General features: G+C 57.9%; 22 protein-coding genes and 1 pseudogene. 12 read left to right on the top strand and 11 right to left on the bottom strand.

Going from position 1 to position 26095, the window contains the following annotated elements; translation table 11 throughout:
* Positions 1-36: 36 nt before the first annotated feature.
* The 3 genes and pseudogenes from Q669_RS00665 to ubiU all read right to left on the bottom strand — a co-directional run bounded on the left by Q669_RS00665 (position 37) and on the right by ubiU (position 3367).
* Entirely contained in the window at positions 37-1368 is a 1332-nt protein-coding gene (locus Q669_RS00665) for a ferric reductase-like transmembrane domain-containing protein (RefSeq protein WP_036148116.1), read from the bottom strand.
* A gap of 90 nt (positions 1369-1458) precedes the next feature.
* On the bottom strand, positions 1459-2358 hold the full coding sequence (locus tag Q669_RS00660) for a U32 family peptidase (RefSeq protein ID WP_022990848.1): 900 nt from the start codon (positions 2356-2358) through the stop codon (positions 1459-1461).
* 13 nt (positions 2359-2371) lie between these two features.
* Positions 2372-3367, bottom strand: a pseudogene (gene ubiU / locus Q669_RS00655) (ubiquinone anaerobic biosynthesis protein UbiU).
* A 283-nt stretch (positions 3368-3650) separates the two neighbouring features.
* On the opposite strand from ubiU, the gene Q669_RS00650 reads away from it, so the two are divergent.
* On the top strand, positions 3651-5669 hold the full coding sequence (locus Q669_RS00650) for a methyl-accepting chemotaxis protein (protein WP_022990846.1): 2019 nt from the start codon (positions 3651-3653) through the stop codon (positions 5667-5669).
* Positions 5670-5745: 76 nt separating this feature from the next.
* Here the strand turns inward: Q669_RS00650 and hemN are convergent, their stop codons facing one another.
* Positions 5746-7155: an oxygen-independent coproporphyrinogen III oxidase gene (gene hemN, locus Q669_RS00645; RefSeq protein WP_022990845.1), complete on the bottom strand. Its 1410-nt coding sequence runs from the start codon at positions 7153-7155 to the stop codon at positions 5746-5748.
* Between the two features lie 177 nt (positions 7156-7332).
* Here hemN and Q669_RS00640 point away from each other — a divergent pair, with 177 nt between their 5' ends.
* Positions 7333-8865, top strand: a complete 1533-nt coding sequence (locus Q669_RS00640; protein WP_022990844.1) for a cryptochrome/photolyase family protein — start codon at positions 7333-7335, stop codon at positions 8863-8865.
* Positions 8866-8954: 89 nt separating this feature from the next.
* Positions 8955-10211, top strand: a complete 1257-nt coding sequence (locus tag Q669_RS00635) for a hypothetical protein (RefSeq protein WP_022990843.1) — start codon at positions 8955-8957, stop codon at positions 10209-10211.
* Between the two features lie 16 nt (positions 10212-10227).
* Here Q669_RS00635 and Q669_RS00630 read toward each other — a convergent pair whose 3' ends face one another.
* The gene (locus Q669_RS00630; RefSeq protein ID WP_022990842.1) at positions 10228-11916 is read right to left on the bottom strand and encodes an HAD family hydrolase; all 1689 of its coding nucleotides are present in this window, start codon (positions 11914-11916) and stop codon (positions 10228-10230) included.
* A gap of 68 nt (positions 11917-11984) precedes the next feature.
* Between Q669_RS00630 and Q669_RS19170 the strand changes: the two genes are divergently transcribed.
* Complete coding sequence (locus Q669_RS19170) at positions 11985-12125, top strand: DUF2256 domain-containing protein (RefSeq protein ID WP_011786546.1); 141 nt, start codon at positions 11985-11987, stop codon at positions 12123-12125.
* Positions 12125-13642 (top strand): FAD-binding domain-containing protein, encoded by a 1518-nt coding sequence (locus Q669_RS00625; protein ID WP_011786547.1) that lies wholly within the window; start codon positions 12125-12127, stop codon positions 13640-13642. The genes Q669_RS19170 and Q669_RS00625 overlap by 1 nt, the downstream gene beginning before the upstream one ends.
* Positions 13643-13660: 18 nt before the next feature.
* Here Q669_RS00625 and Q669_RS00620 read toward each other — a convergent pair whose 3' ends face one another.
* Positions 13661-14122, bottom strand: coding sequence for a universal stress protein (locus Q669_RS00620; protein WP_022990841.1), 462 nt, complete (start codon positions 14120-14122; stop codon positions 13661-13663).
* Complete coding sequence (locus Q669_RS00615) at positions 14094-15713, bottom strand: BCCT family transporter (RefSeq protein WP_022990840.1); 1620 nt, start codon at positions 15711-15713, stop codon at positions 14094-14096. Before Q669_RS00615 ends, Q669_RS00620 begins: the two co-directional genes overlap by 29 nt.
* A gap of 104 nt (positions 15714-15817) precedes the next feature.
* Between Q669_RS00615 and cadR the strand changes: the two genes are divergently transcribed.
* Both cadR and Q669_RS00605 read left to right on the top strand, forming a co-directional pair.
* On the top strand, positions 15818-16282 hold the full coding sequence (cadR, locus tag Q669_RS00610) for a Cd(II)/Pb(II)-responsive transcriptional regulator (protein ID WP_022990838.1): 465 nt from the start codon (positions 15818-15820) through the stop codon (positions 16280-16282).
* A gap of 64 nt (positions 16283-16346) precedes the next feature.
* Positions 16347-16988, top strand: coding sequence for a cation transporter (locus Q669_RS00605; protein WP_022990837.1), 642 nt, complete (start codon positions 16347-16349; stop codon positions 16986-16988).
* Between the two features lie 5 nt (positions 16989-16993).
* Here Q669_RS00605 and Q669_RS00600 read toward each other — a convergent pair whose 3' ends face one another.
* The 3 genes from Q669_RS00600 to Q669_RS19985 all read right to left on the bottom strand — a co-directional run bounded on the left by Q669_RS00600 (position 16994) and on the right by Q669_RS19985 (position 19587).
* Positions 16994-17455 (bottom strand): DUF6174 domain-containing protein, encoded by a 462-nt coding sequence (locus Q669_RS00600; protein WP_022990836.1) that lies wholly within the window; start codon positions 17453-17455, stop codon positions 16994-16996.
* A complete protein-coding gene (locus tag Q669_RS00595; protein WP_227501032.1) occupies positions 17440-19356 on the bottom strand; it encodes a M12 family metallo-peptidase in 1917 nt (638 codons plus the stop codon). The genes Q669_RS00600 and Q669_RS00595 overlap by 16 nt, the downstream gene beginning before the upstream one ends.
* A gap of 102 nt (positions 19357-19458) precedes the next feature.
* Positions 19459-19587: a hypothetical protein gene (locus Q669_RS19985; protein WP_022990834.1), complete on the bottom strand. Its 129-nt coding sequence runs from the start codon at positions 19585-19587 to the stop codon at positions 19459-19461.
* A 94-nt stretch (positions 19588-19681) separates the two neighbouring features.
* On the opposite strand from Q669_RS19985, the gene rrtA reads away from it, so the two are divergent.
* Positions 19682-20281: a rhombosortase gene (gene rrtA, locus Q669_RS00590; RefSeq protein ID WP_081699699.1), complete on the top strand. Its 600-nt coding sequence runs from the start codon at positions 19682-19684 to the stop codon at positions 20279-20281.
* Here rrtA and Q669_RS00585 read toward each other — a convergent pair.
* Entirely contained in the window at positions 20241-21167 is a 927-nt protein-coding gene (locus Q669_RS00585; RefSeq protein WP_011786555.1) for an AEC family transporter, read from the bottom strand. The two genes, rrtA and Q669_RS00585, sit on opposite strands and share 41 nt — an antisense overlap.
* A 190-nt stretch (positions 21168-21357) precedes the next feature.
* Between Q669_RS00585 and Q669_RS00580 the strand changes: the two genes are divergently transcribed.
* The 4 genes from Q669_RS00580 (at position 21358) to Q669_RS00565 (ending at position 26085) form a co-directional block, all read left to right on the top strand.
* Positions 21358-21807, top strand: coding sequence for a c-type cytochrome (locus Q669_RS00580; protein ID WP_022990832.1), 450 nt, complete (start codon positions 21358-21360; stop codon positions 21805-21807).
* A gap of 10 nt (positions 21808-21817) precedes the next feature.
* A complete protein-coding gene (locus tag Q669_RS00575) occupies positions 21818-23233 on the top strand; it encodes a cbb3-type cytochrome c oxidase subunit I (protein WP_011786557.1) in 1416 nt (471 codons plus the stop codon).
* Positions 23234-23294: 61 nt separating this feature from the next.
* A complete protein-coding gene (locus Q669_RS00570; RefSeq protein WP_022990831.1) occupies positions 23295-24245 on the top strand; it encodes a 4Fe-4S binding protein in 951 nt (316 codons plus the stop codon).
* Positions 24246-24261: 16 nt separating this feature from the next.
* Entirely contained in the window at positions 24262-26085 is a 1824-nt protein-coding gene (locus tag Q669_RS00565; protein ID WP_022990830.1) for a nitric oxide reductase activation protein NorD, read from the top strand.
* Positions 26086-26095 lie beyond the last annotated feature (10 nt).

Below are 26095 nucleotides of genomic sequence, written 5' to 3'. Positions count from 1 at the left end.
CCTTATGAATTCAAAACCCGCCATGACATAACGCATTCACCGCATCTCAAAAAACTCCCGATGCATCCGCCGGGCAGGCAGGCCCCATCTGCGGAATTCGTTGAACAGGGTCCGGGCCATGCCCACCGGGCCGCAGAACCACAGGCTGGCGCCTTGCCAATCCGGCACCGCATCGCGAATTTCCTCCGGTGTCAGTCGGCCTTCGGTACGACTGCATCGAATAACCAGGTTAACGCCCGCGGCTTCGGCATCCGCCCGCAGCTTTGTCAGAGCCTCCTCGCTGACATCGGCAGTGGGGTGGAACAGGTAGATAGTACGATTATCCGGTTTGCTGGCCAGGCGCCCCATCCGGGCAATAAACGGAGTAATGCCGATGCCCGCGCCTACCCAGATCTGAGTGCGGCAATCATCTTCAAAATCAAAACCGCCATAGGGCCCCTCCAGTGTAACCGGCATGCCCTCGCAGATCCGGTGGCTGGCCCGGCGGGTATGGTCCCCCAGTTCCTTGACCACGAATTTCAGACATCGGGTTTCCGGGTTCCAGTCTGAAGCAATGGTATAAGGGTGAGGGCCCTCCGCAGCATCCGACGTAATAAAGGCGAACTGCCCGGGGTTATGGACGGACCAGCCCTGGTCAACCCTCACCAGAAACTCGAAAACTCTCAGCTCCGGATATCGGGTTACCGAAACCACCTCCCCCGGCACCTTCCGGACCTTGCCCGGCCAGCCAAGCAGCAGTAAAACCGCTGCGATACTGCCGGCGACAACAGCGAACTGGGTCAGCCAGCCAATCGGCGCTGCCCAATAATCAAACTTCATCAGGATAAAGCTGTGCCAGGCCAGGGGCAGAAAGACCACCGCCAGCAGTTTGTGTGTTTTACGAAACAGGTGATAAGGAAAGGCTTTTACCAATGCCAGCACAATCAATACGGCCGCGGCGTAGAAAGCCCATTCTCCCAGGGTTTCTGCCAGCCCCCGCTGCCCCCTGAACCAGGCTTCCAGGCCGGCGAGTTGCTGTCCGGCCCCTTTGCCGGCCGGCTTCTCCAGCCAGCCCCAGCCCACCATCCACTTGGTGCCCTTGGCCCACCACCAATGCAACGTAGCCAGCACCAGTGAACCAATGCCCAGCCATTTGTGCAGCCGGTACACCTTGTCCAGGCCACCAACCCAACGCTCCAGAGACCGGAGACGCAGTGCCAGCACCAACGCAACTGCCATCATCACTACGGCCAGAATGCCGGAAAACTGCACAAACACAGAGCGGAACGGAAAGTAAGCGAAGGGGGAAACCCACAGGCTGTCGGAAACAAACCACAGGACGCTGACCAAAGCAGTCAGGCCCCAGAAAAATAGCGGGACGCGAGCCATAACAATAAACCCCAATGCAGTTTGAGTACCCTAGCAAGCTACTCCAGGTACATCGGCTATCTATTGACCTCAATCAACGCTCAACGGGCTTTACACAGACTTTACGATCAGATCCATTCCCGGCTTGCCATACCAGTACCCGTTGCAGGGTGGCGCTTCTACCAGCTGCAGCGGGTCGGCGACCGGCACTTCCCCCCGGCGTACCTGATCAAAGCGTTTGACCACTTGGTCCATACCTTGATGCTCCGGGCTCAGCCTCACGGTACTGACACCCATACGCTCCATCTCCGGTAGTTCCCTCATCAGGTCGTAGCGCGAGCCGGAGAGCGTGGAAATGCCATTAATCCGGAACAGCTCCTGGCTTTCCCGGGAACGTAGCTCCATGCCATCAGGATGCTCCAGACAACGGAATTCGCAGTTGTCTTTAGGCAGGTTGTAATGACGGGCAGTGAAACAGCGGGACGACCAGGCCAATGGCAGGAAGCCCCAGGAAAATACCTCGGCGGGCAGATCCAGACCTTCGCCCTTCAGCTCGCTGATCAGCTGCTCCAGGGTTTCCTTGCCCAGTTCCACCGGCAGGTTCCAGCCCTGCAGACCCTGCCTGGCGAGGATCTTCAGGGTGGCCGTGTTGTAGATGTTCATGGACGGGCCGGTAACAAACGGAATCTTGTTGCGGATCGCCACCTGCAGGGCACTCTGGTCGTTGGCCTCCACCAAAAACTCATCCTGTTCGCAAAACCGACGAAGTCGCCGCAGATCCGCTTCGGATTCGATCAGCGTCAATGTGGAAAGCACCACGTTCTTGCCACAAGCCTTCAGATCCCGGGCCAGGTCGAGCCAGTCATCGGGCTTCAGTTCCCGGCGGCGGGAGCACACCACTTCGCCAAGATAGATGGTATCTACTGGCCACTCCGCAGCGTTAGCGTAGAAATCGAATACGGACTGCTTGGTCCAGAACCACAGAATCGGGCCAAGAGAGAGTTTCATCATAGCGGGCAAAACCTTATTTCCACTTGCGATGGTAGGCCCCGATGGTGGTCAGGCCACCCTCGGAAAGACCGGCGAGAGTGCGGTTCCAGGCACTGTCTACAGCAAAGCTGTCAGGGGTGGCCTGAACCCGGTCCAGGGCCTGGCGCCAGGTTCGGGCAACATCTGCAATGTAGGCCGGGCTGCGCTAGCGGCCCTCGATTTTTACTGCGCTGATACCCAGCCCCTTCAATTCCGGCAGAAGATCCAAGGTATTCAGGCTTACCGGCTCTTCGATGGCATGGTACACGCTGCCCTCCACTTCAAACCGGCCCTTGCACAGGGTTGGGTAACCGGCGGATTCACCGGGGCCATAGCGATCAATGAGCACTTCATTCAGGCGGGATTCCAGCCCCTGAGAGGTTTCCTGCCAACGCACCGCCTTGGCCGGTGAACAGGCACCCCGGGTGTTGGGGGATTCATCCGTGAGGTAAGAAGACAGGTAGCAGCGACCCTCCGCCATAATGCACAGACTGCCGAAGGCAAAAACTTCCAGCTCCACTGGGCTATGCTTGGCCACACCCCGAACCTGATCCAGAGACAGCACGCGCGGCAGCACTGCCCGGCGGATATCGAAGTTGTCCTTGTAGAACGACAGGGCCTCATGGCTGGTGGCAGAACCCTGAACCGACAAATGCCGGGGGATATCCGGGTGCCTGTTTGCAGCGTAATCCAGCAGTCCCATATCGGCCAGGATAATGGCATCCACTCCAAGGCCGGCGGCACGATCCACCGCGGCTTTCCAGTGTTCCCAGCCATCCGGTTGCGGATAGGTATTGATGGCACAGAACACACGACTGCCTTTTGAATGAGCGTACTCAATGCCCTCGGCTGCACGTTTGTCGTTAAAATTCAGGCCAGCAAACTGGCGGGCGTTGGTACTGTCCCGGAAGCCGAAATAGACCGCATCGGCTCCATTGTCCACGGCGGTTTTAAGGGCGGGAAGGCTACCAGCCGGGCATACAAGTTCCATGGTTTTCTCCGCTGAGCACGTTGCCGTGCACCTTACCGGTCAGCGACTTAGCCCACCTTGACCTTTGTCAGCGGATTGACAGAAACCTGTCAAATACCCCTTTGGTAATACTCTACGCATTAACCCCTACCTGAACCAAAACTGCATAAAACTCATTGCTTTAACTTTTTATTACAAGCACTTACATGTGGAAATCTACCCCCTCAGGTACCCCAAGGCGTCAATGGTCTGAACTGCTACACTTATCCACAATGGACGCCATTCTCAATGATGAGGCCCTCCCATGACTTTTATCAACAACCTCTCCATGCGAGGCAAGCTGATTACTTTGGTGCTGCCTGCGCTGCTGGTCATTGTATTTTTCGCGGTCCAGAGCATCTCCCGTAATATGGATGACCTGGACAACATGCAACAGCTCAATACCTTGGTTCAGTTGGCTGAGCTTGGGGATCCGCTGGTTGAGGAATTGCAGAAAGAACGGGGCCGTTCGGCCGTGTTTATTTCCAGCGCCCCGGATTCTGACGGCGAGCGCGAGGCAGCCCGCAACCTTCAATCCCAGAGACAAAATACTGACAGGAACCTGAGCGCCTACCAGAACGGAATCAAGGCACTGGCTGAAGAAGCCCGTTTTGACGGCAGCATTCAGGCAAGCGTCGACAAATTCCAGCGGGACATTGGCAATCTAATCAGTCTGCGCAGGGATATTGATAACCGGGTGTTGGCTGGTGCCGAATCCGGCGCCCGCTACACCAGCCTGATCATGGAAATCCTTAACCGTATTCCGTTGCTGGTGCGCCGGGCATCTGAGCCCGAGCTGGCCCGGCAGATCAATGCCTACCTTGCCCTTGCCGAAGCTGCCGAAATGGCAGGCCGTGAACGGGCTGCAGGGGCGTCACTGGTGCGCAGCGGCAACTTCGACCTGCCTGCAGTTGGGCAAATAGCGGCCCTGTCAGGGCGTCAGCAAGCGTATTTCCAGACCGCAATCACCATGCTGAGTGCAAATTCGGATATCCGTGGTCGGATTGAGTCATTTCCCGAAACCGCCGAGCACCGAAAAATGCTGGATCAGCGAGATATGCTTCTGAGCAGCCCTTCCGGTATGTACGGCCTGGAAGCCAGTGACTGGTTTTCAGCCTCTACCAACCGCATACAGGCCATTAACGGCATCCGCACTGATATGCTGTCACAGGTTGAAGCACTGGGCACCGCTGGCGTGAATGCCGCCAGAAGCAATCTGATCTGGGCATCGGCCATTGCCGCGACGTCAATCGTTCTGGTGGTTCTGTTAATGACCGTGATTATTCGCGCCATTCATCAGCAGGTGAATCAGCTGCTGGAAGGTGTTCGAAACGCCATGGACAACAAGGACCTGTCGCAGGCGATTCCGGTCTCCAGCAAGGACGAGACTGGCACCATAGCCGAGGCAATCAATGAACTGTTTGGCCGTTTTAGCGAGGCCTTGCTGCAAATCGACAAGGCAAGCGTACAGCTGGCCACAGCCACCGAGGAAACCAGCTCAACCGCGGGCCAGAATTCCTCACAGATCAAGAACCAGCAACAACAGATTGAGCAAGTGGCCGCTGCCACCGAAGAAATGTCGGCAACCTCAGAGGAAATTTCTCACAACACCCAGCAGGTGGCGGACGCCTCCAGTCGGGCTATGGAGAAAAGCCAGACCGGCGAGAAGGTGCTGCACACCAGTGTCTCCCAGATCCGGGAACTGGCGAAGTCAGTACAGGACGTCAACCAGGTTATCGAAGAACTGGAACAACGCAGCACGACCATCAGCGATGTGGTTGATGTTATCCGGAAAGTTGCCGACCAGACCAATCTGCTGGCGTTGAATGCAGCGATCGAAGCCGCCCGGGCGGGCGAGCACGGACGAGGCTTTGCGGTAGTGGCGGATGAGGTTCGCACACTGGCGCAGCAAACCCATGAATCCACTACCCAGATCGAAGATATCATCAACGGCTTCAAGACCATCACCGACAACGCCAGCCGTTCAATTATCACCAGCCACAAACTGGCCGACCAAACCAGCGCGCAAGCCTCGGAGATGGAACAGACCTTTGCTGACATTCTGATGGACGTGAACAGCATTTCCGATATGGCGACCCAGATTGCCACTGCGTCGGAACAGCAGGTTGCGGTCACGCGCGAACTGGCGGGTAATATGGAATCTGTAAGCGAAGCTGCCCTCCTGACCCTGACCGGCTCCCAGGAAATCACCGAGGTCACCCAGGAACAGGCGCGGCTGGCCCGCCAGTTACAGGATCTGGCCAATGAGTTCAAAGTGGCCTGATCAGAAAACCCTCCACGACAACGCAAGAGGGCTGCCATGTGGCAGCCCTCTTGCGTTTGTGCTCATTGTTCTCCAGTCAGATAATTCTGGAGAACCGCTGGCTCGCCCCTTCCTTGCGGTACAGATCGAAGATCTGGCAAATGGCCCGGATCAGTAGGCGACCGGCTGGCTGAACCTGCAGCAAAGAACCGCAATCCGCAATCAACTCGTCCTGAATCATCGGCTTCAGGCGGTTCATTTCATCCGCGAAATAGCGGTCAAAATCTTCATTCCACTGTTCGGCAAACTGCTTGCGGTCCAGTCGGAACTGGCAGATCAGCTGGCCGATCACCCAGCGTCGGATGCGGTCGTCGCGGGTCAGGCCCACGCCACGAATAATCGCCAATTGGCCAGCATCGATGGACGCCTCCCAGGACGGCAGGTCGTGGTTGTTCTGGAAGTAGGCATCGTCGGTCTGGCCAATGGCTGATACACCCAGGGACACCAGGTCACAATCCGAGTGAGTGGTGTACCCCTGGAAGTTCCGATGCAGGCGGCCTTCGCGCTGGGCTACCGCCAGGCTGTCGTCCGGCTTGGCGAAGTGGTCCATGCCGATGTATTCGTAACCAGCTTCCAGCAAACGGTTGATGGTGTTGTGCAGAATCGTCAGTTTCTGCTGCGGACTGGGCAGTGTATCGGCCTGAATCCGTGTTTGCGGATAGAAACGGTCCGGCAGATGCGCGTAACTGAACACCGAAAGCCGGTCCGGCGACATCTCGATCACCGATTCCAGGGTTTCGGCAAAGCTTTCCGGAGTCTGGTACGGCAGGCCGTAGATCAGATCCAGGTTGATGGAGCGGAAGCCGATGCGGCGCGCTTCGTTCAATACCGACTTAGTCATGTCCCGGGGCTGGATACGGTTCACCGCCTTCTGCACTTCCGGATTCACATCCTGTACACCCAGGCTGATACGGTTGAAACCCAGCTCCCAGAGGGTGGACAGAGTATCTTCGTCCACTTCCCGGGGATCGATTTCGACACTGTAGTCCCGATCGTCGCCGGACTGCAGGTTAAACAACTCACCGTAACCGGCCATCAGGTGTTGCATCACATCTCTGGGCAGGAAGGTAGGTGTACCACCACCCCAGTGCAGTTGCTTGACCGGGCGGTCGGCACCGAACAGTTTCGACTGGATGGCCGCTTCTTTCAGTACCCGCTCCACATAGGGCATGGCCTTGTCGCGCTTCTTGGTGATCACCTTGTTGCAGGCGCAGTAGTAGCAAAGGTGCGCACAGAACGGCAGGTGAGTATACAGCGAGATGGGCCCGCCAGCGGCCTTGCTGCGGCCAGCCGCCTTGACCATGTCTTCAATGGAATAGTTCGGGGTGAACTCCACCGCTGTTGGATAGGATGTGTAGCGAGGTCCGCTCAGATCATAACGGCGGATGAGCGCCTCATCCCAGATGAAAGCGGGCAGATTGTTTGCTGCAGCGGTATCAGAAGCCATAGTAAAACTCTAACGTCGAATAGGATCGGCATGCCGGAAAGCGCGCATTATGCCTGACCGGCGGCCGGCACGATTTGATGCGAATCAGCTGAGTGTACCAGCATACCCAATGAACCACCCTTGCGCCCATGGCGTATTCTGCCTACCTCTAAAGGATAAACTCAGCCGGAGCCCGTCATGGCCAATCTCATCCTGATCCTGGGTGATCAACTCAGCCACCATCTCTCTGCCCTTGAGGGCGCAGACAAGGACAACGACCTGGTCGTGATGGCCGAGGTCCACAGTGAAGCCAGCTACACCAACCATCACAAGAAGAAGCTGGTGTTCGTTTTCAGTGCCATGCGGCACTTTGCCGATGCGCTGGAGGAGGATGGCTGGCGGGTTCACTATCAGCGCTATCACCCGGACAATCCGGCACAATCTATTGAACAGGTAATAGCGGAGCTGGCACGGGAATACCAACCGGAGCGAGTCATTACGACAGAATGTGGTGAGTGGCGTTTACACGAACAGATCAGCCGCTGGCACAAAACACTGGGCATCCCCGTGGAAATCCGGCCAGATACCCGCTTCGTCTGCAATATTGACGAGTTCGCCCGCTGGGCCGAGGGCCGAAAGCAGCTGCGCATGGAATTCTTCTATCGAGAAATGCGCAAAAAAACGGGTTTGCTGATGACCTCCGAAGGCCAGCCCGAAGGTGGCCAGTGGAACTTCGACACCGACAACCGAAAGAAATGGGCCGGCAAGCCTCCCGCCCCGGCCCCGTTCCGTGAGGAACCGGATGCCATCACCACCGAAGTGATCGAGCTGGTAAACGAATACTTTTCAGAACATTTCGGCACCACGGGAAATTTTCACTACGCCGTGACCGCCGAACAGGCGCAGGAAGCGCTTGCCCACTTTGTCGACTTCGCCCTGCCCTGCTTCGGCGACTACCAGGATGCCATATCAGACAATGAAGACTGGCTGTTCCATTCCATCCTGTCCCCCTATCTCAACACCGGCCTGCTGGATCCCATGGAGGTGTGTGAAGAAGCGGTACGGGCCTGGCACGCCGGCCGGGCGCCGCTGAATGCCGTGGAAGGCTTTGTCCGCCAGATCATCGGCTGGCGGGAATTCGTGCGCGGCATCTACTGGCTGCTGATGCCCGGTTACGCCCGGGAAAACCGTTTGGGCAACAGCCGTGAGCTGCCCTGGTTCTACTGGACCGGCGATACAAAGATGCGCTGCATGCACAAGGCCATCAACGCCACGGCCCGCAACGCCTATGCCCACCACATCCAGCGACTGATGATCACCGGTAACTTTGCCCTCCTGGCCGGGGTGAAACCGGAAGCCATCTGTGACTGGTACCTGGCGGTGTATATCGACGCCTTCGACTGGGTGGAGCTGCCCAACACCCTGGGCATGGTAATGCACGCCGATGGTGGCTACCTGGGCTCCAAGCCTTACGCCGCCAGCGGCAAATACATCCAGCGCATGTCTGACCACTGCCAGAACTGCCACTACCGGGTGCAGGACGCTACCGGAGACCGCGCCTGCCCGTTCAACAGCCTGTACTGGCACTTCATTGACCGGCACCGCGAGGATTTTGCCAACAATCCACGAATGACCATGATGTACCGGAACTGGGACAAGCAGAAGCCAGAGCGGCGGAAAGCCTTGCGGGCAAGGGCAGACTGGGTTCTGGCCAATATCGAAACACTGTGATCCGACTACGCCAAATGAGGTACGGAAAAGCGGGATTATGACTGCTATGCTCATACCATTGTCAGCAATCTGGACGCTTGAGTGCGCACATGGATGCCCGCAGCCTGATTATCGGATTGAGCCTTGTTATGGCCTCATTGAGCGTGAGGGCAGACCACCATGGCTTCAGCCTGTATACCTTTCTGGCACCGCCTTACCAGTATGCGGAACCCCAGATTCCGGTGGTTACCGGTGAAACCACGGAAACCATCCGCTGCGCCCTGAACAAGTCCGGATTTCAGGCCAGGATCAGTCTGATGCCGCAAAGCCGGGCCCGTTACTCGCTGGAACGCAACCTGGTGGACGGCTACTATGCCGTCGGGTCATCCGAGGAACTGGACCAATCCGCCGTTCGCTCGCACCCGGTCGCCCTGGAAAAATGGCACTGGTTCTTTACCGCCGAAGCCAAACCGGACCCCGGCACTGCAAGAATTGGCGTGGTCGGTGGCAGCAATGAAGCCATCTGGCTGGAAGACAATGATCTGAAACCGTTTATCACGGTTACAGGGGCTGAGCAGCTTCCAGCGCTTCTGGTACGAAAGCGGATTGATCTCGCTCTGATGGATCAGCGTGCCATGAACTACCTGCAGGACCAGAAATCCGGGGTAGATTGGTCACTGAATTCTGATTTTGTTCGGTATGCGCCTTTGCACCTGTATGTGAGCTCTCGCTTTTCTGCGAACCACCCTCGCTTCCTGTCCGGATTTAACGCACACCTTGCCGGCTGTGCAATGCCCAGTATGCAATTGTCCGAACAGGAAGCGTCCGAGGTTCAGAGGCTGGCGCAAGCACTGATGGCTGATCTCTCTGGCAACATCAATCTGACCAATGCCATCTACCAGGGGCCGACCTATGACAACCTGACCGATATCCTGACCAAGGACACGCTCTGGCAAGCGCTGGCACCCCACCATCCGACACCGCTGGCTGGCGAAATACTTGAGCTGCCGGCTTCCCGGGCAATGACAGCCTGGCAGGCCAGCCACTCGCCACTCGTTACCGAGGTACTGCTGACTGACAAAGCCGGGGCGCTGGTCGCCATGAGCCGCCTGTCCTCAGACTACTGGCAGGGCGACGAGCCCAAGGTTCAGGAAATCGCCCTTGAAACCGACCGAGGCGTTGAGAGAAAGCGCGACATGTGGATTTCGCCGATTCGCTACGATGCCTCCACCGCCCGTTTCCAGGTGATGGTCAGCTTTCCGGTGCCGCTGAATAAACTCAACAACGGACTCGAAGGCGTGCTGGTACTCGGGCTCGACATCGAACACGCTCTTCACAATCCCCCCGCCCCCGGCTCGGTAGAATAACCAACATCTTCCAGAGTCAGGGAGGCCCGACTTCGCAGGCCAGCACCAGAGCCCAGAACTCGGAGAAATCGTTAACCACTACATCCGGTTTGTCCGGGTGTTTGTGAGTACCGGGAAAAATCCGGTTCAGCCACGGCAAATCCCACTGGGCGCCGTTGAAGAACACCGCGGTCATACCGGCCCGTTTGGCCGCAATGATGTCAGTGGTAGAGTCGCCCACGTACCACACACTGGGGTCCGGTGGGTAATCCAGCTTCTGCACTGCCAGCAGCAATTGATCCGGGTGGGGTTTGCGCAGCGGGGTATCATCACCACACACGTTAACGTCAAACAGGTGTGTCCAGCCGGTATCTTCCACCGCCGCCAGTTCGTGCTCGAAAAACTCCCGGTCGCGGTTGGTGATCACGCCCACCAGGATACCCAGCTTGCGCAGCCCTTCCAGCATTTCCCGCACCCTGGGCTCGAAGGCTTTCACGGTGCCGTAGTGATTCCGGTAGTGATGATTAAAGGCTTTGTGGGCAATCTGCTTGGCGTCCTGATCCTCACCGAACAGCACTTCAAAAATATCGGTGCGGGAGATTTTTCGATCAGCCTTTACCTTGGGATGCAGTTTGGCGAACTCTCGCACGTATGCCACCAGGCGGGCATCTTCCGGGGTTTTGCTGTCTTCCGGCGCCACCATCCGGTCCATCAACCCCAGCTTGTGGAAATCCGGCAGCATGTCATCCACCGCGTGGTACATGGCATCAAGGGTATCCACCAGAGTAGCGTGCCAGTCGAACAGGATCACCGCCGGACGAATCAGTTTCACCACCGCCGGGTGCCAGTCAGGCTCGATGCGGGGCTCCGGCCGCTCTGGCGCCGGGAAAGGTTTCGGGCGCACCTCTGCCGGGCTGGCGACAAACGCTTCGGAATGTTCACGTTCCAGCAGGGCGAGTAAATCCATCAGATCTTCAAAGCTGTCGAGAACAGCGGTCGGGGCGTCTCGCTTGGTGAACCAGCTGCTGATCCGGTCCTGCTCCCAGCAGGCACCGTTGTAGAACACTCCAGCCACACCGGCATGGTGGGCGGTAAGCATGTCCACATAACTGTCCCCGATGTACCAGGCGTGTTCATCCGTTTGGATCGACAGCTTTTCAAGCGCTTTGAGGATAACCTCCGGATCCGGCTTGTATTCAGTGACGTCATCAGCACACACGGTGGCATCGAACAAATGCAGCCAGCGGCCTTCGTCGACAATCTGCAACTCCCTGTCCAGGAACTCCCGGTTGCGGTTGGTGCACACCGCCAGCTTGATGCCCAGGGCTTTCAGGGCCGACAGATACTCATAAGCGCCCGGCTGAAACGGTTTCACCTGGCCGAAGTACTTCCGGTAGGCCTGGTTGTAGGCTTTATGGGCGACCAGCTTGGCAGCCTTGTTCTCACCAAAGATGGCGTTGAAAATATCCGTTCGGGAGACCCGGCGCTCAGCCAGAATCCGCGGGTGCAATCGGCGATAGATGCGAATGTAACGCACCAACCGGGCATCGTCTTCGGTGCGGCACTGGTCTTCAGGCAGCAACTGCTCCACGAGGCCCAGCTCTTCCAGTTGCGGTAACATCTCCTCCATGGCGCTGAACATGGCATCATGGGTGTCCACCAGGGTACCGTGCCAGTCGAAGATCAGGACCGAGGGTGGCAGGATGTTGTCGTCGAATCGGGACATGGCAAAACCTCTGGAAGCTCAGTCACGTATATCCACACACCTCTTTCAGTTAAACCCATAAACCGCCCATGCACAAAAAACCGCACTTACCTGAGAAAATCTGCCCGGCCTGCCACCGCCCTTTCACCTGGCGCAAGAAGTGGGCAAAGGACTGGGACCAGGTGAAATACTGCAGTGAGCGTTGCCGGCGCAATCGGGGGCCGCACTGATGGCAGTCGTGGTCTGGTTCAAACGGGATTTACGGGTGGAGGATCACGGCCCACTTTACGCCGCTGTGCAATCGGGGCAGCCGGTGGTGCCCTTGTACGTGGTGGAGCCGGAATACTGGCAGCAACCGGACACCTCCCGCCGGCAGTGGCAGTTCGTTGCGGAGTCTCTCGAATCCTTGCGCAAGCAGTTAAAACGCCTGGGCAGTGATCTGCTGATTGCTCACGGGGAGGTCATCAGAACCCTGGATGACCTGAAACAGCAGTACGGCATCACACAGGTGTTCTGCCATCAGGAAACCGGCGGGGACTGGACCTTTCAACGGGATAAAGCGGTGATTGCCTGGTGCCAGAGCCAGCAGATTGAGTTCCGCGAATGGCAGGGCTTTGGTGTCGTTCGGCGACTGGTCAACCGAGACGACTGGGACCAGCACTGGAACCGGATCATCAAAAGCACACGCCTGCCTGCACCCGAGGGGATTCGTTCGCCGGATACCTCCGGCTGGCCACAGAGCTTACCCGCACCCGCCCAGCTTAACGGTGGCCCGTGCCCGGATCGTCAGGCCGGCGGCAGCGAACGGGCCATTGCCCTGCTGGATTCGTTTCTGGAACGGCGGTGCGTGGGTTATCAGTACAACATGTCCTCACCGCTTACCGCACCTCGCGCCTGCTCACGGCTCAGCCCTCACCTGGCCTGGGGCACCATCAGCCTGCGCGATGTCTATCAGCAGTCAAAAGAGACCGGAGACCACCGCAACACGCTGCCCCGCAAGAAGAAAAGCCTCACCAGCTTTCGCTCAAGGCTGCACTGGCATTGCCACTTTATCCAGAAGCTGGAGGATGAACCGGAACTGGAATTCCGTGCCATGCATCGGGAACTGGAGCACCTGAAAACCGGACCAAACAACAGCGAGCGACTGCATCGCTGGCAGGAGGGCCAGACCGGCTGGCCGCTGGTGGATGCCTGCATGCGCAGCCTGGAGCACACCGGTTGGATCAACTTCCGCATGCGGGCCATGCTGATGGCGGTGGCCAGTTATCAGCTATGGCTTCACTGGCGGGACCCGGCACTGCACCTGGCTCGACTGTTTACCGATTTCGAGCCCGGCATTCACTATCCCCAGGCCCAGATGCAATCAGGGCTCACCGGCATCAACGCCCTGCGCATATACAACCCGGTGTTGCAAAGCCAGAAACTGGATCCGGAAGGTGAGTTCATCCGCCGCTGGATACCGGAGCTGGCCGGCGTCCCGGCGGAGATGATCCACACCCCATGGCTGATGACGCCGGCCCAGAAGCAGCGCTTTGGCGGCAATACCTATATTTCACCAGTCTGTGATCATGAGCAGGCAGCACGGGTGGCTCGCAAGGCGGTCGGGGAGTTCAGGAAGCGGCAAGTGAGCCAGACAGAGACGGACCGGGTTCTTAACCGTCATGGCAGTCGGAAGGGGCCGACACAGAACCGGCCCAGGACTGGCAGCCATGACTCTGAACCGGCATCACAGCTCCCTCTTTTTTGATCCCAATGGACAAGGACCTTACTCGCTCTCTACAGGTCCGTCGCTCTCGTTTTTCTCCACACTGGGAAGCACCAGCACCGAACAAGGGGCATTGACCGACACATACTCCACCGTTGCCTTGCGTAACGGCCAGTGGCTGCCGCCACCACGGGAGACCAGAATCATCAGGTCTGCACACAGCTGGCCGGCCAGTGCCACCAGTTTCTCACCGGCCGAACCGGCCACCACGTGCAGGATCGCCTCCCGGTTCAGGGGCAGGTATTTCCGGGCCAGCAGATCCAGGTGGTGCCGCACCTGTTCTTCTTTGTCTTCCGGTGCTTCTTCGGTGACGTGAGGAAAGAAACCGCTGCCACCCGGGTTGAAGACACTGGCCAGGTGCAACTCGCCACCCTCCTCCAGAAGCTTCAGGGCCGCTTCCAGTGCACGCTTGCCCTCCCCGTCGTCTTTCGGATCAATCGCGATCAGCAGCTTCCGGTACATAACCTTTCTCCTGTTTGGGTTCAGAATCGGCTTCCACTTCCGGGAAGGCGCGGCCTCGCACCAGCTCATCCACACTGTAGCCGCGATAATCGGCGTGCAGGGCGCGATAGAGGGACACCGCCATAAAAACCAGCAGAATACAGAACGGTAAACCAAGTGAAGTGATCACGTTCTGCAGAGCATCCAGCCCGCCGGCAAGCAACAGAGTGGCCGCAATTACCCCTTGGGCCGCCGCCCAGAAAATCCGTTGGCGAATCAGCGAAGGCTGGTCGTCCCGGCGTGTCAGCATATCAATCACCAGGGAGGCGGAGTCCGATGACGTGGTAAAGAAAATGACAATAATGACCACACTCAGAGCAGAAGCCGCCTCCGCCAGCGGAAAAACATCAAGAAACGCAAAGATGGCCACCGACGGATCCCTCTGCACCTGATCCGCCAGTGCCACCAGGCCATTCATCTCAACGTTGATGGCAGAGAGACCAAAGATGCCGAACCACACCAGCGTAAACGCGGTTGGCGCAAACAGTACGCCGGCTACGAACTCCCGAATGGTTCGCCCACGGGAAATCCGGGCAATGAAAATACCCACATAGGGCGCCCAGGAAATCGTCCAGGCCCAGTAGAACAACGTCCAGTTGCGTTGCCAGTCCGACTCGCGAAAGGTTTCTGTCCAGAACGCCAGCCAGGGCAAGGCATCAAAATAATCACCCACGCTCTGAACCATACCTTCGGCAATAAACACGGTAGGGCCCAGCGCAAATACAAACAGCAGCAACACAATCGCCAGCAGAATATTCACCTGGGACAGCCGCCGCACCCCTTTGTCCAGGCCTAGCGCTACCGAGGTCGCTGCAATGCTCGCAATAACCGTGATCAGCAGAACCTGAACCCAGCCCGCGGAAGGAACACCGAACAGGTAATTCAGTCCACTGTTCAGCTGCAACGTGCCCAGCCCGAGCGACGTCGCCACCCCGAACAGCGTGCCCAACACCGCGATAACGTCCACCGCCCAGCCCCATGGACCAAAGGTGCGCTCACCAAGAATCGGGTAGAACAGGCTACTGATACGCATGGGAAGGCTGTGGCGATAGGAGAAATAACCAATGGCCAGCCCCGGCATGGCAAAGATGGTCCAGGTGTGAAGGCCGAAATGATAGAGGGCAATGGTCATGGCGTCGGTAGCGGCCTGCTCGGTGCCGCCCTGCACACCATCGAATGGCGGATTGGCAAAGTGGGACACCGGCTCAGCCACCCCCCAGAACATGAGGATAGTGCCAATGCCGGCAGCAAACAGCATGGTGAACCAGGTGAGATTCGAGTAGTCCGGCCGACTGTCATCCGCCCCAAGGCGGATGCTGCCGTAGCGACTGAGCGCCAGACCAAGAAGAAAAATCAGAAGCGAAGACACCGCCAGGATATAGAACCAGCCCAGGTTACGGGCCACCCATCCGGTCAACTGCCCGAAACTGCTGGCCACAGCCTGGTCAAAAGGAATCGCCAAAGCCACAAACAGCGCGGCTATAGCAGCTGAACTAAAGAACACTCCGGGTATTGTCTGCAAGCCCAGCCGGTGTTGCAGGCGCTCCAGCACAGTCGCCTCCTCATTCCATGAAACCACCGCGCCACTGTACCATAGTGACAGTATCGTCTTCGGGCTGAGAGTTGACCGATGTCAGGCATTCAAGGGAATACATCATGAAAATTGGAGAGTTGTCCCGGCAGGCCGGTGTTCCGGTAGAAACTATCCGTTATTTTGAAAAAATCGGGCTGATGGCCAAGCCAGAGCGCGGCGAAAACGGATATCGCTATTATCGTCAGGAACACCTCGACCGCCTCCTGTTTATCCGGCGCTGCCGCAATCTGGACATGGCTCAGGACGAGATTCGTGAACTCATCCGGCTGGCTGAAAAACCCACTGCCGATTGCTCAGACGTCAATGCTCTGCTGGCTCGACACCTGTCACATGTTCGGGCCAGGCTCAACGAACTGAAAAGCCTGGAACAGATGCTGGTCAACCTACAGAACGCCTGTTCAGACCCGCGGACCATCCGGGAATGTGGGATTCTGGGCGGGCTCAGCGACGAATTGGCCACCGTCCCGGAACCCACCGCATCGGATAACCATGTACCAGGCACTCATGGATCAGGCCATCATGATTAGCAGGTGTTGACCCTGTAGCAACTACAGGGTTTTTAATGGAGACACTTAAACATTGGAGGTCTCTATGGCGTGTTCCTGTTCTGCACCTGAACCCAAAACTCCCGCTCCGGGGTTCCGAAAAGCGCTTTGGCTGGCGCTGTGGGTGAATCTGGTGATGTTTCTGGTGGAAGGCTTCGCCAGCCTGCAATCCGGGTCCGTTTCCCTGATGGCCGATGCCATCGATTTCTTTGGCGACAGCGCCAACTATCTGCTTTCTTTGAGCGTTCTGGGAATGGGGATGCTCTGGCGCGGGCGGGCGGCTATGGTAAAAGGTCTGACCATGGCCGTGTTCGGACTGGTAGTCTGGGGCCGGGCCGTCTGGGTACTGCAAAGCGGCATCACGCCCGAGCCACTGACCATGGGCATGGTGGGGCTGCTGGCGCTTGCCGCCAATGTCTTTGTTGCCGTGATGCTGTTCCGGTTCCGGGACGGTGACTCAGACATGCGCTCGGTCTGGCTTTGCAGCCGCAACGACGCTATCGGCAATATGGCCGTTATGGCCGCCGCACTGGGCGTGTTCGGCACCGGCAGTGCCTGGCCAGATCTGATCGTCGCAGCCATCATGGGTACGCTGGCCGTCACCGCCGGAGTTAGCGTGGTTCGCCATGCCCGCGCCGATATCAACGACGCGAAGCGTGACGCACAATTGCAGGCCAGCGAGACCTGAGTCCCTCAGAAAGGCTGGAAATCCGATAGACGGTAGGAGAATTCATCGTCTGCGATGAATGGGCTACCATCCACCTCCAGCCGTACCGGGAACCCATAGCGTTGATCGTACTCAGCGACCAGGGTTTCTGCACTGTGCCGGGCTTTATCAATAACACCCAACAAACCATCGATGGTCAGGCGCCTGGGGTCCAGAATATCCGGATGGTTGATCGGCTGTTCCAAACCTTCAACATCGATCACCGTTCCCTCGCGCACAGTAACTCGCATGGGCTGGAGCAGGTCGGGCGGGCAGAAACAGGTTTGCCACACCGTAACCTCGTAACTGTCGATACCATGGGCTTGCCAAACGGCCTGAGCCTGTTGAAAATCCAGCAACGGGGCATTGTCTTTGCCGGCGCCGGCGCAACCCGCCGCCAGCAATGACACCACCAGCACCAGGCCTATGCAGGTTATCTGACGTTCCACCACCGCCTCCTTCTGACGATCACGGCCGTCAGAGCAACCAGCAACCACCCCGCGCCCAGGCTGCCACCGCCACCGGATGAACCGCCACCCTGGTCTTCGTCGGTCGAGGTTTCCTCGAGCTCCGGCATGATTGCCGGAACCGTCTCACTGCTGGCAAACTGACCACCGTTGATAGCAACCAGTCGGTATTCGTAGGTATATCCCGCCACCGGTGTCTCATCGACATAGCTCTCGGTACCGTAAGGAGCCGTTGCCAGCAACTGCCACGGGGAATATTCAGTTCCTGTGCGGCGGCGTTCAATCCGATATCCGGTCTGAGGGCCGACATTCTCGGTCCAGGACAGCAGCACACGGCCCACCTCGGCCACAGCGGTCAGCCCCTCGGGAGCAACAGGGGCGTTGTTCCAGCTTATGCTCGCTGAATTGCCGGGCAATGAACGCACGCCCTCCAGCACGGCCACCACGCGATACGCATACTCACCAGTCGCGATCAAAGACGCATCGCGGTACTGATTCGTGCCCGCAGACAAGGTCACAGACAGGTCGGAATAGGCGGTCTCGCCAGGGGCCATTCGTTGCACAACATAGCCAGCATCTGTGGTCTCGCTTGGTTGCCATTGCAGAAACGCGCTCCGGGCCTCCGGTGTCACCACCAGGTCACCAGGTGCCGCAACCGCGGTGGGCGCCACCTCAAAACGGCTTTCCAGCGTATTGTTGGCCGGCTGCAAATCCAGTACTTCACCACTCAAGCTGATCAGGGAGACCCGTTGATTCAGGGTCAGATTGGCTTCGGTGCCTGAATATGCCTGAATCGCGAGCTGTTGTCCCCGAGCATCGGGGATAAGATCGGAACAGCTATAGGACCGGGACGAGATCTCGCAAGGCACACCATCAACGGTGACCATCTCCAGCCGGGTATCTGTGCCCGTCAGTTCGCCCGTCACTTCCAACCGGTCTGCATTTTCGGAAGCGCTCTGATAGCCAATATCGAAAAAGGCCTGGAACTGGCTTTGTCCCGGTATCCTCTCAGGATTTGTGGTTACCGCCGTGAGCATGGTATCGGCCGGAAAATTGAAACACTGTTCCAGCGCCGGTTGCTGGTTAATGGTATTGATCAGGTTGGTTTCGGAACACGACGAAAACCGGGTCGCATCCGGGTTTGCCCAGGGGCTCATGATGAATCCGGTCGAACAGCTGTTCTGTTGCTCATCATGATTGGCACCGAAATTATGACCGAGCTCATGGGCAACGACGACGGCGGTCAGCACGTTGGAGTCAAACGCATTGGTGACGCCGGTACCGTAACCGTTGCCATCACACAGAGTGCCCACCCAGGCCAGCCCGGCCGTGCTTCCATCAAAATCCCTTCCGCTCACCAGATGCAACAAGGCGCGCCGATTCTGCTGAAACGGAAGATTACCGCCGGCCACCTGTGTCTGTACATCATCCAGCAGATCATTCGCTGAAGTGGATGTAGTGAAGGTATTCGTCTTCAGGAAAGTTAGACTCAGGGTGTCCAGGCCAATACCAAACTGCTCGAAATAGAACCCTTCCACCAGATTCAGAATACTGACGGCCCGGTCCTGGAAATCATCGGGGAAACGTTGCTGGAATTCGAGATCGAACACCACCTCCAGCTCCAGCAGCAGGCAGGCTCCTTCTACCCGGCTGTCGCAGAGGCTGTCGTAGCTCGCAGACACCGCCTGCGCCATCATTGGCGTAAGAACACGATCAGGAGCAATAACGGCACTGCTGTGTACATGGTCAACACCGCAGCTGGGAGCGACATCAAACCCAAAGCTCTTCGTGACCAACTGCTGACTGTCCTGCCGGCCACCAATCACATGCATACGCCCAAACAGGTAGGCCATACCTTCCCAGCCATTCTGCAGGCGAGACACCCTTACCCAGCTGTCCGGGTCGACCGCCACCTTACCCTGGAAGTGGCGGCCCGAGGCGAGTGCCTGGTGCGCCCCCAGGGCTGAGACCAGCCGATTGTTGGCTTACAGCTCAACTTCGTAATCCTGGCCATCTATCCACAAATCCAGTGACTCCGAAGCGCTGGCATGAATTGAGAACAACAACAGCCAGACATGAACCAGTATCGGGAAAAGGTACAGCAAACGTCTCACGGGCGAATCCTTTTCTGTTAAGGCAATTGGAATTCGCGCAAACTAATAGGCTTGGCAGGGCGAGACCAGCCCGAACCAGTAACAATCTGCATTTATGAGAGACATGTCCCGCATGAGGGTTCGAGTAGTTAACAGGTCGGCACTCTTGTTATGCATGGTGCTTGTATTTTCATTTTTTCTTCCACCGCAATTGTTGCAGTGGCAAACGGACACAATCACATCCGGACAGTGGTGGCGCTTGTTTACAGGTCACCTGGTTCACCTGAACGTGAACCATCTCCTGTTGAATCTGGCAGGCGTGCTCATTCTCGCTCTTCTGTTCCCACGCTTCCTGCCTGCCGACAGGTTACTCTGGATCACACTGCTGATGGCCGCAGCGATCTCCCTGGGGCTATTGTCGCTCCGGCCAGACCTGGCCAGCTATCGAGGATTCTCCGGCTGTATCCACGGCCTGGCCGCAATTCTGGCAATGAGAGGGCTGAAAACGGATCGCTGGTTTTCCATCACACTGCTTGCAGCACTGTCCGTGAAACTTGTATTGGAAGGCGTTGGACTGGACCGTTCCGAGACCACGGCCCTGATTGGAGGGCCGGTCATCTGGGAGGCCCATGCACTGGGTTTCGCTTCCGGACTGCTGATTGCCGGAGCCGGCTTTATCCGGCGCCGAACGCCAAAGCAATCATCACTGGAATAAAACCGAGGGCAAACAAGGTACTGAGCAACGTAGTACCCGCTGCCTGCCTGGGTGAGGCCTCCAGCAAAGTCGCAATCACCACGGTATTGGCGGCAATCGGTGTGATGGAAATCAGGAAAATGGCCTGATGCACCGCCGGCTCGTAGATTCCCAGAAGCGCTGAATCCACCCACCAGAACACAATAGCCACCAATGGCCAGATCACAAACTTGCCGAAAAATGCCAGCGCCGTGAACCGAGGGTTGCCGGCCAACCCCCGGAAGCTTGTAATGCCCATGCCGATAATCATCATACCTAGAATGCTGTAGGCACCTCGCAGGTTATCAAACAGCGGCACGAAAATATCCGGAATGCCTATCCCGGCCAGATTCAGGACCACCGCTGCCAGAAAGGCATACACCGAAGGCAGCTTAAGCACCCGCCACAGTGCATCCTTGATGCTGTACCGGCCCCTTGCGGCAAGATAGAAGCCAACGGAATTCTCAAAAAGCGTCGTACCCAGCATACAGACAATATAAAGCCCCAGCCCCTCTTCCCCGAACAAAAGCAATGCGACTGGCACCCCGAAGTAACCGGTGTTACCCGAGCCTACGCACAGGGGAATTATGTTTGCACTGCCATCGGACAGCGCCTTTTTGGCCAGTTTCAACTGAACCAGCCCCAGTACCGATGACGTTCCGAAAACAAGGAAGGGGAGCAGAATCACCTCAGGGCTCAGCGGCGCCGCCATTACGCCGGAAAACACCACTGACGGTGTGACGATGTAGAGCATGATGCCGGCTATATGTCGGCCACTGGCTTCCAGGAACCGACCCGCTATCCAACCCAGTGCAACGGTGACATAAAGCGGAAGAAGTTTAAGCAGCAGGGCCAGGGCGGCAGACATGATCTCTCCGGGCGTAAAACCTTGAAAATACAACCAGCGGGGCAGTCTACCACCTACCCATCAAGAGGTAACTCCCCAGCGCAATAGAGAAACCCGGGATCATCTTTGATAATCATCAATAGCATTAGGGATGCATCTTTATATCCTAGTGGGGCAGTCAGGTATTCGTAACAACCAAGGAGAGAGACCAATGGCCGAGCGCTTTACCAAAAGCATGGCCAGGAACATATATCTGGGGGGAAGTGCCTTCTTCGTCCTGCTGTTCCTGGCCCTGACTTTTGACACTCAGCTGCGTGCTATGCCCGAGCGGGATAACCGCGACGAGCTCACCGAACAGGTGGTGCGCGGCAAACATCTGTGGGAAGAGAACAACTGTGTCGGTTGTCATTCCATCATGGGCGAAGGCGCTTACTTCGCTCCCGAACTGGCCAACGTGTTTGACCGCCGTGGCGGCGGTGATACTGAGGTCTTCAAGGCATACATGAAAGCCTGGATGAACGCCATGCCCACGAATATTCCGGGCCGGCGCCAGATGCCGGATTTCAATCTGAGTGATTCCGAGATCGAAGACCTGGCCGCTTTCCTGGAGTGGACATCCAAGATCGACGACAACGGTTGGCCACCCAACATCGAGGGGTAAGGGAGCAGATATGAAATACGAATCTCAAAGGGTCGCCATGCCCTACTTCATCTTTGCCCTGATTCTGTTTGCCGGCCAGATTGTGTTCGGCCTGATTCTGGGGCTCCAGTACGTTGTCGGTGATTTCCTGTTTCCGGAAATTCCTTTCAACGTTGCGCGGATGGTGCATACCAACCTGCTGATTGTCTGGCTGCTCTTCGGCTTCATGGGCGCCACCTACTACATGGTTCCGGAAGAAGCCCAGACCGAACTGCACAGCCCCCTGCTGGCGTGGATTCTGTTCTGGGTGTTCGCGGCAGCCGGCACGCTGACCATCCTGGGCTACCTGTTTGTGGACTACGCGACCTTGGCAGAAGTCACCATGAACAAGTTGCTACCCACCATGGGCCGGGAGTTCCTGGAGCAACCCACGATAACCAAGATCGGTATCGCCGTGGTCGTGGTGGCGTTCCTCTATAACATCGCCATGACCGCGCTGAAAGGCCGCAAGACCGTGGTCAACATCGTGCTGATCACCGGTCTGGTAGGCCTGGCCGTATTGTGGCTGTTCTCCTTCTACAACCCCGGTAACCTGGCCACCGACAAGTACTTCTGGTGGTTTGTGGTCCACCTGTGGGTAGAAGGCGTGTGGGAACTGATCATGGGTGCCATCCTGGCCTATGTGTTAATCAAGCTCACCGGTGTAGACCGCGAAGTGATCGAGAAGTGGCTGTACGTGATCATCGCCATGGCGCTGATTACCGGCATCATCGGTACCGGGCACCACTTCTTCTGGATCGGGCCGCCCGAGTACTGGCTCTGGCTGGGTTCTGTGTTCTCTGCACTGGAACCGCTTCCGTTCTTCATGATGGTGGTCTTCGCCTTCAACATGATCAACCGTCGCCGCCGCAACCACCCGAACAAGGCCGCGATGCTGTGGGCCATGGGTACAACTGTCATGGCATTCCTGGGCGCCGGCGTGTGGGGCTTCCTGCACACCCTGGCTCCGGTGAACTGGTACACCCATGGTAGCCAGATTACCGCAGCCCACGGCCACATGGCCTTCTATGGCGCCTACGTAATGATTGTACTGACCATCATTTCCTACGCCATGCCAATCATGCGCGGTCGCCCCTACGGCAACAGCAATACCGCCCAGATTGTGGAAATGTGGGGCTTCTGGCTGATGACCATCTCCATGGTGTTCATCACCCTGTTCCTGACCGCTGCCGGCGTCCTGCAGGTTTGGCTGCAGCGTATTCCGGAAAGCGGTGAAGCGCTGTCCTTCATGGCAGGCCAGGATCAGATCGCCCTGTTCTACTGGATGCGATTTGTCGCCGGTGCCTTCTTCATGGCCGGCCTGGTGGTGTACTTCGGTAGCTTCTTTATCAAGGGCGAAGCGAGCCCGGCTGAGGAAGTCCGGGGGCCTGCCACGGCAGACGCCTGATAAAGCCTGATCGCCGGGGCCTTCGGGCCCCGGCACATTCCCAAAATCCTGGACAACCTCTGTGCATGCGCAAACCGTCAACCCGAAAGACACCCTTCAGCAGAAGCGCCTGATTACCCGCAGCGCTTTCTTCCTGCTGTTTTTGTTTGCGCCCGTACTCAATATTTTTCGTTATGACCTGACCGAAACCCGATTCATTCTGTTGGGTTTTCCCCTGTCGTTTAACCTTAATCTGGACTGGGTCGCCCAGAGCACCCCGGCCGAGGTGGCTGGCCAGATTCTGTTCTGGTTTGTATTGCCCATCCTCGTGCTGGTGCCACTGGTGCTCTGGATTGCCTTCAAGTGGGGCCGGCTGTATTGCGGCTGGCTGTGCCCGCATTTCTCCGTGGTGGAAGCCATCAACGACGTGATGACCCGCATAACCGGCCGCCCAACCCTCTGGGAAGCCCTGAAAAAAGGCAGCACGGGCAAAGCCATTCACTGGGCCGGCCTGACCCTGGCATGCGCGCTCATTGGTTTTTCCTGGGCCCTGGCACTACTTTCATACCTGCTGCCACCCATGCCCCTGTATACCGACCTGGTGACCGGCCAGATTGGCCTGTACCCGGGCATTTTCCTGGCGGTAGCCACCGCGATGTTCACCTTTGATTTCCTGTTTGCCCGGCACCTCTTCTGCAAATACGGCTGCGCAGTGGGACTGGTACAAAGCATTGCCTGGATGACCAACGGCAAGGGCCGGGTAGTGACTTTCGACACCAAGCGCGCTGCCGCCTGCCGGGATTGCACCAAGGCCTGCGACGAGGCCTGCCCCATGCGACTGCCCACCCGCAGCCATAAGCGGGCGAAATTCAGCTGTACCCAGTGCCTGCAGTGCGTGAGCGCCTGCCGGGAAGTACAGAAAGACAACCCCGAAGGCTCCCTGCTGACCTGGGAGCCCGGCGAACCTGGCAAACAGACCGTACTGATTCCTGTGCGCCAGGTGGAATCCACCCCGCGACAATCACGGGCCTGAACGACGAGGACACGAGATGGAAGAGTGGGTCGGACTGAAATGGCACGACTACGTAACCCGCCAGGCCATGGGCGAATTCCCCGAGTATGCCGTGCATCTGAAAGACGAAGCCCGCACACTCGGTGTCATGTTCCGGGCCATGGGCGGAGACCCTGCGCTGAGTCTGGTGACTGCTGAGCCCCGGCATTTCCAGATTCGCCGGCGATTCCTGCAAAAGCTGGCCGGCACCCACCGCAAATTTGAACTGGCCTGGCGCGATGAAGAAAGCCTGCGCCTGCCAGACAGACTGGCCCTGTTCCCGTCCCGCAAAGTGAACCGGGAGCTGTACCTGTGGCTGGCGGCTCTGGCTTCACTCGGCGAAATCCACCATCACAGCTGGCTGCACGGCAATCAGGCCATGGTGCAGGAACTGCTGAGCCGCTGGCCGGGCCTGGAGCCCATGTACCAGCGGCTGGTAAAACACACGCTGCAGTGGCGCCCAGAACCAGACAGCCTGCGTGGCAACGAAGCCAAGCGCGAGGCGGCCATTCGTCAGGCCCTGATTCACCCGGGCAGCGTAGACGACCTGCCAGAAGCCCTGACCGACCCCTGGCCGGTGGTACTCTGGCTCTACCCGGTGCTGGGCCGGGGCAAACTCAAAGGCCAGATCATTGGCGACGACAACACCATGTCCAAATCCGGTGGCCTGGCTAAAAAACGGAAACGCAGACGTGCCGAACGCGTGGACGCGTTCGACAAGGATCAGGGGCTGATGCTGTTTCGACTGGAAAGCCTGTTTTCCTGGTCTGAATTCATTCCCATCGACCGCGCCGGCGATGACAGCGAAGAAGAAGACGCCGACGCCGTGGCCGACGACATGGACATGATTTCCGTCTCCCAGGACCGTCGCGAAGCCTTTTCCGCCATTAAGTTCGACCTGGACCTGCCCTCGGAAGAAAACGACGACCTGCACCTGGGACCGGGCATTCATCTGCCGGAATGGGACTGGCGCCGCCAGGATTACCGGGCAAAATTCTGCTGCCTGCAGCCACTGCTCAGCAAAGAAGCCACGCCCTCGCCGCTGCCAGCGCACCTGAATCGCTCCGCCCGGACCCTGCGCCGCCAGTTCAGCGCGCTGAAACCTCTGCGCCAGTGGGAACGCCGGCAGCTGGAAGGGGAAGAGCTGGACCTGGACGCATGCCTGGAACGCATGGTGCAGCACAAACGCGGCATTGGCGAAGTGGATCAGAAGCTGTTCCGCCAGTGCAAGCAGAACCAGCGGGACCTCGCCTGCCTGGTGCTTACGGATATTTCGCTGTCGACCGATACCTACATCAATAACCACCAGCGGGTGATCGACATTGCCCGGGATGGCCTGCAACTGCTGAGCGAAGCTCTCACCGCCAGCCGTGATCCGTTTGCCCTGTTTGCCTTCTCCTCCAGACGGCGGGACCACATTCGCTTCCACCACATCAAGAGTTTCGACGAGCCTTACAACGACACCACAAGAGGCCGTATCCAGGCCCTGGAACCGGGCTACTACACCCGTATGGGCGCCGCCATCCGTCAGTCCATAAAACTGCTACAGACCCGGCCAGAGCACCAGAAAATCCTGCTGCTGCTCACCGACGGCAAACCCAACGACCTGGACCTGTACGAAGGCCGCTATGGCGTGGAAGACACCCGCATGGCCGTACAGGAGGCCCACAAGGCCGGGCTGACACCGTTCTGCGTAACCATCGACGAAGAAGCCAACGAATACCTGCCCTACGTGTTCGGCAGCAGTAACTTCGTGGTGATCAAAGACCCGACCCAGCTGCCCGGTCAACTACCCAAGCTATACATGAACCTGACCCGTTAACGGAGAACGC

It is taken from the genome of Marinobacter sp. C1S70 (genome assembly GCF_000475355.1).
In the GTDB taxonomy this organism is placed as follows: domain Bacteria; phylum Pseudomonadota; class Gammaproteobacteria; order Pseudomonadales; family Oleiphilaceae; genus Marinobacter; species Marinobacter nauticus.
This window is presented reverse-complemented; position numbering and strand designations above follow the sequence as displayed.

Bases quoted from the DNA above. Each gene is read 5' to 3' on its own strand.
- Q669_RS00565 (WP_022990830.1), top strand. From the start codon at position 24,262: ATGGAAGAGTGGGTCGGACTGAAATGGCACGACTACGTAACCCGCCAG.
- Q669_RS00650 (WP_022990846.1), top strand. From the start codon at position 3,651: ATGACTTTTATCAACAACCTCTCCATGCGAGGCAAGCTGATTACTTTG.
- Q669_RS00605 (WP_022990837.1), top strand. From the start codon at position 16,347: ATGGCGTGTTCCTGTTCTGCACCTGAACCCAAAACTCCCGCTCCGGGG.
- Q669_RS00585 (WP_011786555.1), bottom strand. From the start codon at position 21,167: ATGTCTGCCGCCCTGGCCCTGCTGCTTAAACTTCTTCCGCTTTATGTC.
- Q669_RS00580 (WP_022990832.1), top strand. From the start codon at position 21,358: ATGGCCGAGCGCTTTACCAAAAGCATGGCCAGGAACATATATCTGGGG.
- Q669_RS00660 (WP_022990848.1), bottom strand. From the start codon at position 2,358: ATGATGAAACTCTCTCTTGGCCCGATTCTGTGGTTCTGGACCAAGCAG.
- Q669_RS19170 (WP_011786546.1), top strand. From the start codon at position 11,985: ATGCACAAAAAACCGCACTTACCTGAGAAAATCTGCCCGGCCTGCCAC.
- Q669_RS00665 (WP_036148116.1), bottom strand. From the start codon at position 1,368: ATGGCTCGCGTCCCGCTATTTTTCTGGGGCCTGACTGCTTTGGTCAGC.
- Q669_RS00635 (WP_022990843.1), top strand. From the start codon at position 8,955: ATGGATGCCCGCAGCCTGATTATCGGATTGAGCCTTGTTATGGCCTCA.
- cadR (WP_022990838.1), top strand. From the start codon at position 15,818: ATGAAAATTGGAGAGTTGTCCCGGCAGGCCGGTGTTCCGGTAGAAACT.
- Q669_RS00630 (WP_022990842.1), bottom strand. From the start codon at position 11,916: ATGTCCCGATTCGACGACAACATCCTGCCACCCTCGGTCCTGATCTTC.
- hemN (WP_022990845.1), bottom strand. From the start codon at position 7,155: ATGGCTTCTGATACCGCTGCAGCAAACAATCTGCCCGCTTTCATCTGG.
- rrtA (WP_081699699.1), top strand. From the start codon at position 19,682: ATGAGAGACATGTCCCGCATGAGGGTTCGAGTAGTTAACAGGTCGGCA.
- Q669_RS00625 (WP_011786547.1), top strand. From the start codon at position 12,125: ATGGCAGTCGTGGTCTGGTTCAAACGGGATTTACGGGTGGAGGATCAC.
- Q669_RS00620 (WP_022990841.1), bottom strand. From the start codon at position 14,122: ATGTACCGGAAGCTGCTGATCGCGATTGATCCGAAAGACGACGGGGAG.
- Q669_RS00575 (WP_011786557.1), top strand. From the start codon at position 21,818: ATGAAATACGAATCTCAAAGGGTCGCCATGCCCTACTTCATCTTTGCC.
- Q669_RS00640 (WP_022990844.1), top strand. From the start codon at position 7,333: ATGGCCAATCTCATCCTGATCCTGGGTGATCAACTCAGCCACCATCTC.